Origin of the sequence: Flavobacterium branchiicola (genome assembly GCF_018383905.1) — a bacterium.
Taxonomy (GTDB): Bacteria; Bacteroidota; Bacteroidia; order Flavobacteriales; family Flavobacteriaceae; genus Flavobacterium; species Flavobacterium branchiicola.
In genome coordinates this window covers 295422-308430 of sequence record NZ_JAGYWA010000002.1, presented here as the reverse complement: position 1 = coordinate 308430, position 13009 = coordinate 295422, and the positions used below count along the sequence as shown (strand labels likewise).

The 13009-nt window shown below is 38.7% G+C and carries 12 protein-coding genes; 11 read left to right on the top strand and 1 reads right to left on the bottom strand.

Annotated elements, in window-relative coordinates; genetic code table 11:
* Window positions 1-17 precede the first annotated feature (17 nt).
* From traK to KHA98_RS04915, 8 genes are all read left to right on the top strand, one after another.
* Window positions 18-638: a conjugative transposon protein TraK gene (gene traK, locus KHA98_RS04950; RefSeq protein WP_213255885.1), complete on the top strand. Its 621-nt coding sequence runs from the start codon at window positions 18-20 to the stop codon at window positions 636-638.
* Between the two features lie 6 nt (window positions 639-644).
* The gene (locus KHA98_RS04945; protein WP_213255884.1) at window positions 645-902 is read left to right on the top strand and encodes a hypothetical protein; all 258 of its coding nucleotides are present in this window, start codon (window positions 645-647) and stop codon (window positions 900-902) included.
* Window positions 903-913: 11 nt separating this feature from the next.
* Entirely contained in the window at window positions 914-2203 is a 1290-nt protein-coding gene (gene traM / locus KHA98_RS04940) for a conjugative transposon protein TraM (RefSeq protein ID WP_213255882.1), read from the top strand.
* An 11-nt stretch (window positions 2204-2214) separates the two neighbouring features.
* Window positions 2215-3057 (top strand): conjugative transposon protein TraN, encoded by an 843-nt coding sequence (gene traN, locus KHA98_RS04935; protein ID WP_213255880.1) that lies wholly within the window; start codon window positions 2215-2217, stop codon window positions 3055-3057.
* A 36-nt stretch (window positions 3058-3093) separates the two neighbouring features.
* Window positions 3094-4257, top strand: a complete 1164-nt coding sequence (locus tag KHA98_RS04930) for a hypothetical protein (protein WP_213255878.1) — start codon at window positions 3094-3096, stop codon at window positions 4255-4257.
* 25 nt (window positions 4258-4282) lie between these two features.
* Entirely contained in the window at window positions 4283-5308 is a 1026-nt protein-coding gene (locus tag KHA98_RS04925; RefSeq protein ID WP_213255876.1) for a hypothetical protein, read from the top strand.
* Window positions 5308-5592 carry a hypothetical protein gene (locus KHA98_RS04920; RefSeq protein ID WP_213255875.1) on the top strand — a complete coding sequence of 95 codons (285 nt, stop codon included), beginning with the start codon at window positions 5308-5310 and terminating at the stop codon, window positions 5590-5592. The genes KHA98_RS04925 and KHA98_RS04920 overlap by 1 nt, the downstream gene beginning before the upstream one ends.
* A 1050-nt stretch (window positions 5593-6642) precedes the next feature.
* A complete protein-coding gene (locus KHA98_RS04915; protein WP_213255874.1) occupies window positions 6643-6879 on the top strand; it encodes a DUF6965 family protein in 237 nt (78 codons plus the stop codon).
* Between the two features lie 104 nt (window positions 6880-6983).
* Here KHA98_RS04915 and KHA98_RS04910 read toward each other — a convergent pair whose 3' ends face one another.
* On the bottom strand, window positions 6984-7397 hold the full coding sequence (locus tag KHA98_RS04910) for a response regulator (protein ID WP_246522163.1): 414 nt from the start codon (window positions 7395-7397) through the stop codon (window positions 6984-6986).
* A gap of 451 nt (window positions 7398-7848) precedes the next feature.
* Between KHA98_RS04910 and dinB the strand changes: the two genes are divergently transcribed.
* The 3 genes from dinB to KHA98_RS04895 all read left to right on the top strand — a co-directional run bounded on the left by dinB (window position 7849) and on the right by KHA98_RS04895 (window position 13006).
* Window positions 7849-9030, top strand: a complete 1182-nt coding sequence (gene dinB / locus KHA98_RS04905; RefSeq protein WP_213255872.1) for a DNA polymerase IV — start codon at window positions 7849-7851, stop codon at window positions 9028-9030.
* Window positions 9031-9034: 4 nt separating this feature from the next.
* Window positions 9035-12088, top strand: a complete 3054-nt coding sequence (locus KHA98_RS04900; protein WP_213255871.1) for a DNA polymerase III subunit alpha — start codon at window positions 9035-9037, stop codon at window positions 12086-12088.
* A 294-nt stretch (window positions 12089-12382) separates the two neighbouring features.
* Window positions 12383-13006 carry an SOS response-associated peptidase gene (locus tag KHA98_RS04895; protein WP_194602445.1) on the top strand — a complete coding sequence of 208 codons (624 nt, stop codon included), beginning with the start codon at window positions 12383-12385 and terminating at the stop codon, window positions 13004-13006.
* Window positions 13007-13009: the final 3 nt, after the last annotated feature.

Below are 13009 nucleotides of genomic sequence, written 5' to 3'. Positions count from 1 at the left end.
ACTAAAAAGATCATCCCATGTTCAGCAAAATGAATAATATAGACACTGCTTTTAAGTATGTCAGAGGATTTACAATGCTTATTATCGTTGGATGCGTCACAATCTGCTGCTATACGCTTTACAAAAGTTTTCAGACTGTCAGCCGGATGCAGGATAAGGTATATATCCTTGCGGCAGGAAAAGCTCTGGAAGCATATGCGTCAGACAGGAAGGATAATGTGCCTGTTGAAGCACGAGATCATATTAAAACTTTTCACCAATTTTTCTTTACCCTTGACCCAGACGATAAAGTAATCAAGTCCAATGTTACCAAAGCCCTTTATCTGGCGGACGAAAGCGCTAAAAGAATTTATGATGACCTGAAAGAAAACGGCTTTTATTCCGGAATCATCTCAGGCAATATAAGCCAGACCATTCAGATTGACAGTGTAACTGTCGATACACGTGACTATCCCTACCTCTTTAAATGTTTCTCGCGGCAGAACATCATCAGAACCACCAGCATTTTGAAACGAAGCCTGATTACGCAAGGGAGTCTGCGCAATGTATCAAGAAGCGACAACAATCCGCACGGTTTTTTAATTGAACGTTTCAATACGATTGAAAACCGAGATTTAACTGTTGAAAACCGAAAATGACAGGTTATGAAATCACTGCTTGAAAAACGAGAAACTGCATTTACATACCATAGGCACTATCTCTCTGCACAAAAAAAATGGTCTGAAAAAATGAGCAGCCTGGCGGAAGGGTGTTCAAAGAGAAAGCTCATTTTTCTTCTCAGCTTATTTGTTATCCTATCAGCAGGCTACCTTCTTTATAACATCTATAATACCTTTTCAGAAAAGGAAACACAACAGGTAAAAATTTCAGAGCAGACTGTAAAAATTAAAATAATCGATTAAAAAATAAACACATGGAACAGAAGACGATATCACTTAAAGAAGCAAAAAAACGAAAAATGCTTCTGGTTCTGCCAATCATAACACTTCCTTTTATCACCATTCTTTTTTACACCTTGGGAGGAGGAAGAATGGAAGCGGCAGCGGCTGAAAATGAAATAAAGAAAGGATTTAATTTTAAACTGCCGCTTCCAAATTTTAAAGAAGATTCTTCTTTGGATAAAATGAGCTACTATGACCAGGCAGCTGTAGATTCAATCAAACTGCAGGAGCAGATTAAAAAAGATCCCAACTATTCCAATCAAAAAGTTCTTGAAGAATCTTTGAAGGAGTTTCCTGAACTGGATTTTGCATCACAGAGTTTTTCAAAAAAAAGAACCGGCTTGAATGCAGTGGCCCCGCAGGACAGAAACGAGCAGAAAATCTATGAAAAACTGCAGCTGCTCCAGAAAACCATCAGCCAGCCTGCATCTGTTAAAAATTATGGCCAGGATATGAGGGAGTTCGAAAACTATGGCTCATCCAATGAAGCATCTGCCCAGATTAAGAACTTGGAACAGATGATGTCTGCAATGGGTGAAACTCAGCCGGACCCGGAACTGCAGCAGCTCGGAGGCATGCTCGAAAATATCCTGGATATTCAGCATCCTTCAAGAGTGCAGGAACGCTTAAAACAAAATTACGAGAAAAAAAAAGGAAAAGTTTATTCCGCAGGCCTTAAAAATACGGAAGACAATATTTCTTCTCTCCAAGAAAATGCAATACCTGCGGACACCTTTAAATCGAACGCTTTTTTCACTGCAGATGAGGATTTAAATCCAGATCATACGCAAAATGCACTTGAAGCTGCCGTGCACGAAACACAGACCATTGTAAATGGATCTGTGGTTAAACTAAGGCTCACTGCCGATATTACACTTCAGGGAACAACAATACCCAAAAACACCTTTGTATACGGCATGGCGGCATTGAAAGGAGAAAGGCTTGAAATAAAGATAGAAAACCTCCAGCATCATGGTTCACTTTTTCCGGTGCAGCTCTCGATCTATGATATAGACGGAATTGAGGGAATATACATTCCTGGTGCCATTAGCAGGGATGCTGCCAAAGCATCTGCCGACCGCTCGATTCAGACACTTGGACTTACCGGGGTTACTGATTCATGGGGAGCACAGGCTGCTGGAATGGGCATTGAGGCAGCCAAAAGTCTTATAAGCAAAAAGGTTAAACTCATAAAGGTACTGGTAAAAGCAGGATACAAGGTGCTGTTGTATGATGAAAAACAAAAGAATTTAAAACCATAAAATAGAGAAAGATGAAAAGAATTAATTATTTGTTTTTAATGAGTCTGCTGCTGGTTACTGTTTGGGCTTATCCCCAGCTAAAGAGCAGGGAAACTGTTTTTTACGAAGACCACTATAAAAATCTTCAGATCGGCTATTCGAAGACTACCAGCATAGTTTTTCCGTACCCGATTAAAAGCATCGATAAAGGGAGTGCTGATGTGCTGGTGCAGAAAGCCAAAGGAGTCGAGAACATTCTCCTTGTAAAAGCTGCAAGACAATACTTTTTCCAGACTAACCTGACAATAGTCACATCTGACGCAAAATTATATGTATTTGTACTGAACTACAATGAAGACTGCCCGGACCTGAATATAAATGCAGAAAATGCTTTAGCTGCAAGTAAGGAAGTGCTATTTACCCTAGTAAACGAAAATCAGAAAAAAATAGAACAGTCTGCTTCACTGGCATTATCAAAAAAAATAAAGACCAGTGGTTTAAAAAAAGCTAAGTTTCAGATAAAACTGGAGGTCAGCGGCATTTTTATACATGAGGATGTGCTGTATCTGCGTGCTGTATTTGAAAATAAATCCAAAATCAGCTACGATATCGACCAGCTGCGTTTTTTCATAAGAGACCAGCGAAAATCAAAACGAACTGCCTCGCAGGAAATAGAGATTCAGCCACTTTATTCAACTTCATCATCTGCGGTGATTCCTGATAAGTCTGAAGTAGTAAAAGTTTTTGCACTGGAGAAATTTACCATTCCCGAGAATAAGTATTTAACGATCCAGCTGCTGGAAAAGAATGGCGGAAGGCATTTGGAAGTCAACGTTAAAAAAAATCTGACCGATAAAGTAATCCCGCTGCCATAATCCTGGCACCATCCTAAAGAACTAAAAAAGCAGATTATGAATATAAATATCAATGAGACCGAAACGCTGTTAAGCTTTGCAGAGGAAATGGCGTCACTAGGCTATCGCTATGCTGTACACCCTGTTAATCTATCAGCTGACAGCGACAACATTGCTTTTTTCAGGACATCAATGGGCGCAGAGGACCATTGTCTGGTGGGGAGTAATGATATCGACTATTTTAAGAGCGTGCCGATCGATTCGCTTATAAATGACTTAAAGATAGTCATGCAGAGCGGAATTGATCTGTACAGCAATCAGAAACTTGATCTTACGGAGTTTGTCCGTCTGGCAAAAGAAAACAAGGAATTACCAGAAAATAACTTAAATACAAACATTATGAATGAGACTAATTTAAAATACCTGAAAGACCAGCTGAAATATACTGGATTTGGAGAAACTTTCGATACTGAATTGAAAGAAAACATGCTGAAAGGAGATAAGGATTTTAAAATCATGCACACCGGCATTATGAACAATGGCGTTCCCAACAGAGATACCGTAAAGGTTGAGCTGAACTTCAAGAAGTCAGACCAGACTGATATGTACTTTTTTAATTCCTATCATGTGAATCTTCAGAAAGAAGAAAACAAGCCGGGACTGCAGCAGACATTTTACATCAATAATGATGCAACCAGCATTACACTCAAAGAAGCCTATAATTTAATGGAAGGCCGTTCGGTAAATAAGGATCTTAAAACTAAAGAAGGAGAAAGTTACAATTCTTGGTTAAAATTCGATTTTAAACAGACAGACAATTCCGGAAATTTTAAGATTAACCATTACCATCAGAATTACGGCTATGATCTGGAAGCAAGCCTTGAGAAGCATTCCATAAAAGAACTCAGTACGCCGCAATATAAGGAAGACCTTGTAAATTCCCTTAAAAAAGGAAATCTGCAGTCTGTAACTTTTGTTGTCAGCGGCGTTGAAAGCAAAATGTTCGTAGAAGCAAATCCGCAGTTTAAGACTCTTAATGTATATGACGGAAACCTCCAGCGCATCAATCATCGAGAAAGCAAAGAAGAGAAAAAATCTGAAGGAGAAAAAACTTCAGAAAAGCAATCTGACAAAAAACAGTCTGAAACCACTGAGGAGAATAGTGAAACTCCTTCCGCTAACAAACCCAAAAAAAGAAAACAGCAGTCTAATTCGGTTTAGAGATTTTAAAATTATTAAAGTTTAGATGATGAACCCGCAGTTTCCCGTAAATAGAGTAGAAATGGAATTCAGCCAATGGAAAGCAAGAGAGGAACGTTTCAATACGCTCTTTTCAATTACTCCGGCAGAAAACAGATCTTTATTGGCTGAGAAACTGCGGCAGTTCGAGAGAATCAGAACGAAATACAAATCTTCAAAAAATGTTGAGGAGCAGCATACGCTTCAAATCCTTAAAATGGAAATCCATAGGATGTCAAAACAATTATATCCAAGTCTCATTTCACGTATCCTGAGGAAAATAATCACCAGCACGCAAAATCAGCTTTCACTTCGCAGTGCGGCAAAAAAAGACGAAAGAAACTTCAATTCGCTTAACGAGGAAGTGCAGCGTATCGGCTTTCCTGATTTATCCGAAAAATTAAAAAATCTTATTGACAAGGAACAGGAAAATTTCAGCATTCCTCTATCCTACTACATTAATGAAAAAGAAAAGATTACTCATACTCTTTCGTTTTCAAAAAATGCTGAAAGGCATTTTGAACTCGATGGATTTAAAAGCAGCATGCAGAATAATTCTGCACCAGAAGACAGCAGGGATTATTACTTTAAAAATGGGCAGGAACGCAATTTTAAACTTAATGAAGTTTATAATTTATTGTCAGGCCGTTCTGTAGAGCATAACCAATCATGGTTTCAGCTCGACTTTAATGATAGAGACGCTTCGGGCAATTATCACTTAAAAGAATTTCGAAATGAATATGCTTATGATTTAGAAAAGACTTTAAAGTCCATTCCTTTAAAAGAGATATCTAATACATATGAAATGGAAAAACTAAAACATGCTTTAAGACAGGGTGACAGAGTATCTGCTGTGCTGATTAAAAATGGACGAGAAAATCAGATTTATATAGAGGCCAATCCGCAGTTTAGATCATTGAATATCTATGACCGGCATTTTCGTAAAATCCAGACAGCTTCATCAAAAAACCAGGCAGCAACATTCCCGAAACAATCTGTCCAAAAAGGAATAAAATCTAAAATACAGCAGTGATGGAAAAGTTAAATCCTTTAACGGAATTCTTTAGATCGATAGAAAAAGACCAGCGCATCAGTATTACCCATATTGGAATTTTTGCGGCACTGCTTCAATTCAGAACAAATCAAGGCAATATCAATCCTATCAAAGCCTACAGGCATGAAATTATGAAAATAGCCAAAATAACCGGCCCTGTCACTTATCACAGGTGCATAAAAGACTTAAATGAATACGGCTACATAAACTATGTCCCCAAAAAAAATAGAAATCAAAAAAGTGTCATTTATTTTCTCGTTTAAAAGGCAGGTTCTGACATAATTTTAAAATTAAACTTAAAGATCGAAATTATCGAAATAATACAATGTAGAGGCTTAAGAAAAATATCTCTATGAAACTATCACTGCAAGCGGCCCGCATCCCAAATTAATTATTGAATCATTACCAGCCGCAAGAATATGACTTGATTTAGGAGAAAATTTGAATTTCCTGCTCTTGTTTTTTTAAATATAATTATTGCTCAACTGAAGCAAAAAATTGGTGTATTCCTAACAGCCGTTAGCATTTTTTTAGCCCCGATAGCAGTGGAAATCCTTTTGTGCCGGGGTTCGGCGCAAAAGATTAGAACGGATAGCGGGAAAAGCTCCTGAAAAAATAACAAATCAAACCTAAAAACCCACTGATCAGCATGGTCATTGTATATAATACTGCACCTCCCCCCCCCCCGATAACCTGACCGCTGTTCTATAAACACAGCCCCTTATGCTGTAAAAAAAAACCGCCCCTGTCCGCTTTACATCTGATAAAGGACAGCCCGCCAAGATTACCCCTATTGGAATTTTTGCGGCATTACTACAATTCAGAATTGCTGCAGGGCATATTAATCCCATTAAAGCATATAGACATGAAATTATGAAGATCGCTAAAATAAGCGGCCCAGTTACCTATCACAGATGTATCAGAGACCTAAATGATTACGGTTATATAAATTATCTTCCAAAGAGAAATAGAAATCAGAAGAGCATAATTTATTTCATCGTTTAAGAGTTCACTAAAATTCTCAGTAAAATATGATAACAATCAGCACATGTATGCATAATTAAATTTTCAAATATAAAAAATGGATTCATTCTTTTAGCCCCGATAGAAGTGAAAATCCTATTCGCCGGGGTTCGGCGCATAGATTGCTGCGCATAGCGGGAAAAGCTCCTAAAAAATAAAAAAAAATCAGCAGGATAATTCTATGACTGCCAGTACAATTGGAGAAATTGTACAAAAAAGAAGTGTAATATTGAATAAACAAGTCCCCCGCATCCCTTGACAGGCCTCTAATTTTTGCCTAATTTTGTCCCATGACTCCAGAAGAAATAAAACGCTACTTTGAAGCCACGCCCCCGCCTCAGGAAGTAGATTGGAAGCCCTGGGCGAAAATCACAGATTCGCAGGTTTTTCTCAAAAGCTGCTACTCCACTATAAACAATTACAAAGGAAGTCTTGATATGTGCCCTGCATGGTGGCATTTAAAAGATTTTTACTTACTTGTCAGACGAAGCCCTCAGGAGAATAAAAGTGAGAATCAGCCCGAATAAATCAAGTGTAACTGTACATGATGTGACCTATAAAAAGTATAAAATTAAGGTCAATTAGTACACTTAATTTAAATCGGATGTTCTTTTGATTTATACCTGAATTATCAGGCCATCAGAATTCTTTTATTGCCTTTCTTAACTGCATACCAATCCAATTGAAATACCTTTAGCAATAATTTTTTTAAATCCTCAAAGGTGCTTGGTTTAACGGCATACAGGTCGGCACCAAGTTCATAACATAATTCAATATTTTCGGGATTACTGCTTGTAGAGAGCATGATAATCTTCACGTCTTTCATCTCCCCTTTCGCGCTTCGGATTTCTTCGAGGCACTCAAAGCCATTTTTACCTGGCATATTGATATCAAGGAAAATAATTTCCGGAAGTTGCTGTACTGCCTGTGACAGCATATCAAGAAGTTCCAGTCCGTCGACTGCTGCCTCAACAACAACCGACAGATTTAATTCCAGCATGGCATCAAGAAACAACATTCTGTCATCCTCATCATCGTCTGCCATATAAATCGTTCTTTGCGAGGTTTGCCCCTGTATCATAGCTTCTTATTTTTTAGTGCAGTTAAAGAAAATAGAATCTAAACTGCGCTTGTTATTAAAAAAACATTAGACTTTATAAAACTTTAAACGATCGTATTATATTATATTCTTGGAACATTGAAGCTTTAAATTTAAGAATTTTTCCCTAATAAATCCTTTTTAAAACGTTATAAAAACATTAAAAAGGTAAAAATCCACTTTTATAAATGAAGGAGTATTTCCAACGGAATATGTAAATGATACTATTAATTTAGGATGATGTAAATTCTGAATAAAGAGCAAAAAGTCCATTTTTTCCTATTTTGAAATCCCCCATAAAATAAGATATTTTTAATTTTGTTATCATTTATAACATAATTGATTTTAAAAATTGTTCCAATCTATACTAATTTTGATCTGTATAAAAGAAAAGATTATGAGCAGGGCAATTGTACATATTGACATGAATACGTTTTTCGTTTCATGCGAAAGGCTTACCAATTCTGAGCTTAACGGCATTCCATTGATTATAGGAGGAGGCGAAAGAGGCGTAGTGGCTTCTTGTTCTTATGAGGCAAGACGTTTTGGGGTGCGTTCCGCTATGCCCATTCATATGGCGATGAAGCTTTGTCCGCAGGCCAAGATTATGAAAGGCGATATGGAATTATATTCCAGGCTTTCACACGATATCACCGAAATTATTCAGGAGAGAGCTCCGGTAGTTGAAAAAGCAAGCATTGATGAATTTTACCTTGACATTACCGGAATGGATAAATTCTACGGCAGCTATAAATGGACTAATGAACTCGCACATCGGATCACAAAGCAAACCGGCCTTCCACTCACCTTTGCCCTTTCGGTCAATAAGACCGTTTCCAAAATCGGCACCGGTGAAGGAAAACAGAAGCAGAACCTTGAAATACCCGAGCATCTGGTCCAGTCTTTTCTAAATCCACTATCCATCCAGAAAATCCCAATGGTAGGCGAAAAGACTTTCCAGCTGCTTTCGCGTATTGGTATCAGGACTATCAAAACCCTTTCAGAAATGCCTGTCGAACCACTACAGCAGATGATAGGAAAAAACGGAATAGAACTCTGGAAAAAGGCCAACGGCATTGATAATAATCCCGTGGAACCCTATACCGAGAGAAAGTCAATATCCACGGAGCATACCTTTTCCCAGGATACAATAGATGTCGCAAAATTAAACAGGTTGCTGCAGGGAATGGTGGAGAAATTAGCTTACCAGCTCCGCTCGGAAGAATGGCTGACTTCCACTGTCACAGTCAAAATCCGCTACGCCAACTTTGATACCGAAACCAAACAATGCAGGGTAGCCTACACCTCTGCCGATCATATACTGACAAAGACCGTAACGGACTTGTTTGATAAATTATATCAGCGACGAATGAGACTGCGCCTTATCGGGGTGCGCTTTAGCGGACTGGTAAGGGGAACATACCAGATTGATATTTTTCAGGATACCGAAGAAATGCTGGCACTCTATCAGGCCATGGACAGGATGAAAAACAGGTATGGATTTGACGCGGTAATGCGCTGTGCCGGAGCCTCTTTTAAGCCCAACAATAAAAATGAAATTTTAAAACGTAAATCTTAATTCCATGTACCTCAACTGCCATTCCTTTCACTCCCTCCGTTATGGCACTATTCCGGTTGAAGAGCTGGTAAAGCAGGCATCATCTCTTGGTGTTGAGGCTATGGCACTAACAGATATCAATACCGTTACCGGAATTTATGAGTTTATAAAACTCTGCCTTGCAGCAGGGATAAAACCACTTGTTGGTATGGAATTCCGATGGGAGCATCAATTGCGTTATATCGCACTGGCCAAAAATGCACAGGGGCTTGCCGAAATGAACTACTTTCTAACACAGCATAACTTTCACGATATTGTTTTGCCGCAATTTGCCCCGGATTTCGAGCATGTTTTTATCATTTATCCTTTGGAAAATGCGCCCACTATTCTAAAAGAAAATGAATATATCGGCATACGTCCTGACCAGCTGCAAAAATTGGTGTTATCCAATTGGAAAGACAGACAGCAAAAAATGGTTGTGCTGCAGCCAGTGGTTTTCCGCACCAAAAGGGAATACAACCTGCACAGGATACTTCGCGCGGTAGACCTCAATGAGCTTTTGTCAAAATTAACTTCGGATGATTTTTGTAAAAAAAGCGACCTTATGATACCACCCGATGAGCTAATTGAATGGTACAAAGACTATCCCCATATTATTCAAAACACAGAAAGAATAATTCAGGACTGCAATTTTAATTATGAATTCCAGACCCCAAGGAACAAAAAGTATTATACCAAAGACAAGAAAGGTGATATAAATTTACTCACAACACTTGCCCATGAGGGTCTGCTCTGGAGATACGGTCCTCAAAATAAAGCCGCAAAAGCCAGGGTCGAAAAAGAGCTCAAAGTAATAAATGATCTTGATTTCAGCGGATATTTTCTGATCACCTGGGATATCATCCGCTACAGTAATAGCAGGGGATTTCTTCATATCGGACGAGGAAGCGGTGCCAACAGCATTATTGCCTACTGTCTTGGTATAACAGATATCTGCCCCTTGGAACTTGATTTATATTTCGAGCGTTTCCTGAATGAAAACCGAAAAAGCCCGCCTGATTTTGATATTGACTGGTCATGGAAAGAGCGTGATGTAATCCTAAAATACATCTTTGACCGCTATGGATATGAGCATGTGGCTTTCTGTGGTACAAATGTCGAATTCAAATACCGCTCTATTTTCCGTGAAGTTGGAAAAGTCTTTGGCCTTCCAAAGGATGAATTGGACTTGCTGGCAAAAAACCCAATGAAAATGCACCAGACCAATGAAATTGTAAAATTGGTACAGCAATACGGAATGATGCTCGAAAAGTACCCCAATATGAGAAGCATGCACTCTTGCGGTATTTTAATTTCCGAAGAGCCACTCACCAATTATACGCCACTGGAAATGCCGCCAAAGGGTTTTCCTATCGTGCTTTTTGATATGCATACGGCAGAAGATATCGGCTTTGAAAAATTTGATATCCTGAGCCAGAGAGGGATTGGACATATTGACGATACAGTGAAACTAATTGAGAAAAACAGGGGATTGCGCATCAATATCCGCGATACATCATTATCAAAAAACGAGCAGTCAGCCAACAAATTTCTGGCAGAAGGAAAAACAATTGGATGCTTTTATATTGAAAGCCCGGCAATGCGTGGCCTGCTTCGACGTTTGAAATGCGATAATTATAAAACCCTCGTGGCAGCATCTTCAATAATACGACCTGGGGTTGCCCAATCCGGTATGATGAAAGAATATATATTCCGGCACAATAACCCTTCAAAATTTGAATATTTTCATCCCGTTTTCCAAGAGCAACTTGGGGAAACATATGGCATAATGGTTTATCAGGAGGATGTCATAAAAATTGCTCTTCACTATGGCGGGCTATCCGCCGCTGACGGAGACATCCTGCGAAGGGCAATGTCCGGAAAGGGAAGATCCAAGGCAGCACTGCAAAAAGTGAAAGATGATTTTTTTATTTCCTGCGCCGCAAAAGGGCATCCCGAGGCGCTTAGTCAGGAAATTTACCGCCAGATTGAATCCTTTGCCGGATACTCATTCTGCAAGGCGCACTCTGCCTCATATGCAGTAGAAAGTTATCAGAGCCTTTATTTAAAAGTCCACTACCCTATTGAATTTATGGTGGCGGTAATAAATAATCAGGGAGGATTTTACAGGACAGAAATTTACATCCACGAGGCCAGAATGGCCGGCGCAGTTATTCATAACCCTTGCGTAAACAAAAGTGAGTATGAAACTGCCTTGTATGGCAGTGATATCTATCTGGGATTTATGCATCTTTTAAACATTGATTCAAAGCTTGCTCAGTTTATTTCCCTTGAGCGCAATAAAAACGGTGACTACCTCTCTTTGGAAGATTTCATAAACAGGGTCCCAATGGGAATTGAGAATATTAAAGTGCTGATTTTTATCGGTGCCTTTCGCTTTACAGGTCAAACCAAAAACCAGCTTTTGGTATTGGTAAGCCTGCTATTAAATAATTTCAAACCCGCCAATCGTGGTTTGATGCTGCTTCAGGAACCTGCAAAGGAATTTAAGCTCCCCGTTTTGGAACGCTCCGTTTTTGAAGATGCATTTGATGAGATTGAACTTCTGAACTTTCCGGTTTCCTGTACTGTTTTTGATCTCTTGCAGACCAGACACCGTGGTGACGTACTGGTTAAAGATCTTTTGAAGCATTATAAAAAGCAGGTAAGGATGCTTGCCTATTTAATCTCTACAAAACAGGTGCCCACAAAAAGAGGAAATATGTATTTCGGAACATGGATTGATGTTGAAGGTGCCTATTTTGACACGGCGCATTTTCCTGATAGTCTTGTCCAATACCCTTTTGAAGGGGGCGGATGTTACCTGCTTTTAGGTACTGTAGAAATAGATTATCATTTTCCAACTATAACGATAAACAAAATGGCCAAAATGCCATTCGTTCCCGATCCGAGATATATGGATTCAGACAAACGGTTTGTCACTCAGAACCAGATTAAGCAGGACATCAGCAGTACGGATCGGAAACCCTATCCGCAGGAACATGAAATTAACCTGCCACGCCATCGGATGAAATTTTGATTTTTTATTTATGTAAAGTCCCAATTATGAACTAATTTTGATAGAATGTGAAAAATATGAAGACGACAATAATAAAGAGGACTAACAGTTTATTGGTGTTTTTCTGTTGAAGATTATTTTTTCTCTGTTGATTTTCCAAAAGCAGTTTTTCAATGCGCCTTACGTCAAATTGATACCGGTTCATTAGTACATTTTTGTGGCAAATCTATCGCAGGGCAATTGACAAAACTGCCCAAAAAAAGTTTAATATTATTAAAATAAGGTGTTTTTTTATACTAAAATAATCAAAAAATTATGTGTTACTATGTTCAGCAGTCGGCGGCAATTGAAAATGTAAAACGACGTTTTAATGCAGAAGTGGATAACGAGGAAACTTATCTTCAGTCAGATTTTATAAATGGATTCGCGCATCCGAATATCCCAATAATCCTCAATTCATCACCCGGTTTAATTACAACGGACTATACGTGGGGACTACTGCCATCATGGGCAAAAGATATTGAATTTAGAAAAAACACACTCAATGCGAGGATTGAATCCATAGACGAAAAAGCATCTTTTAAAAATATAACACACAACCGCTGTCTCATAATTGCTTCTGCTTACTACGAGTGGCATTGGAATGATGAAAAAGGAAAAAGCAAGGATAAATACCAGATCAACTCGCAGGATGATGAAATCTTCACCTTCGCAGGGTTGTATTCCTCGTGGACAGATCCTGTTTCAAACGAAATAAAAAACACCTATACAATGGTTACCACAAAGGCAAATAAAATAATGTCCTATGTACACAACCATAAATACCGAATGCCCATAATGCTTAAAAGAAATGATGAATCGGCATGGCTGGACCAGTCTGTTAAAATTGAAGATTTTGCATTTCCCTATGAAGGAAACCTGATTGCATTTCAAGTTTAAAAA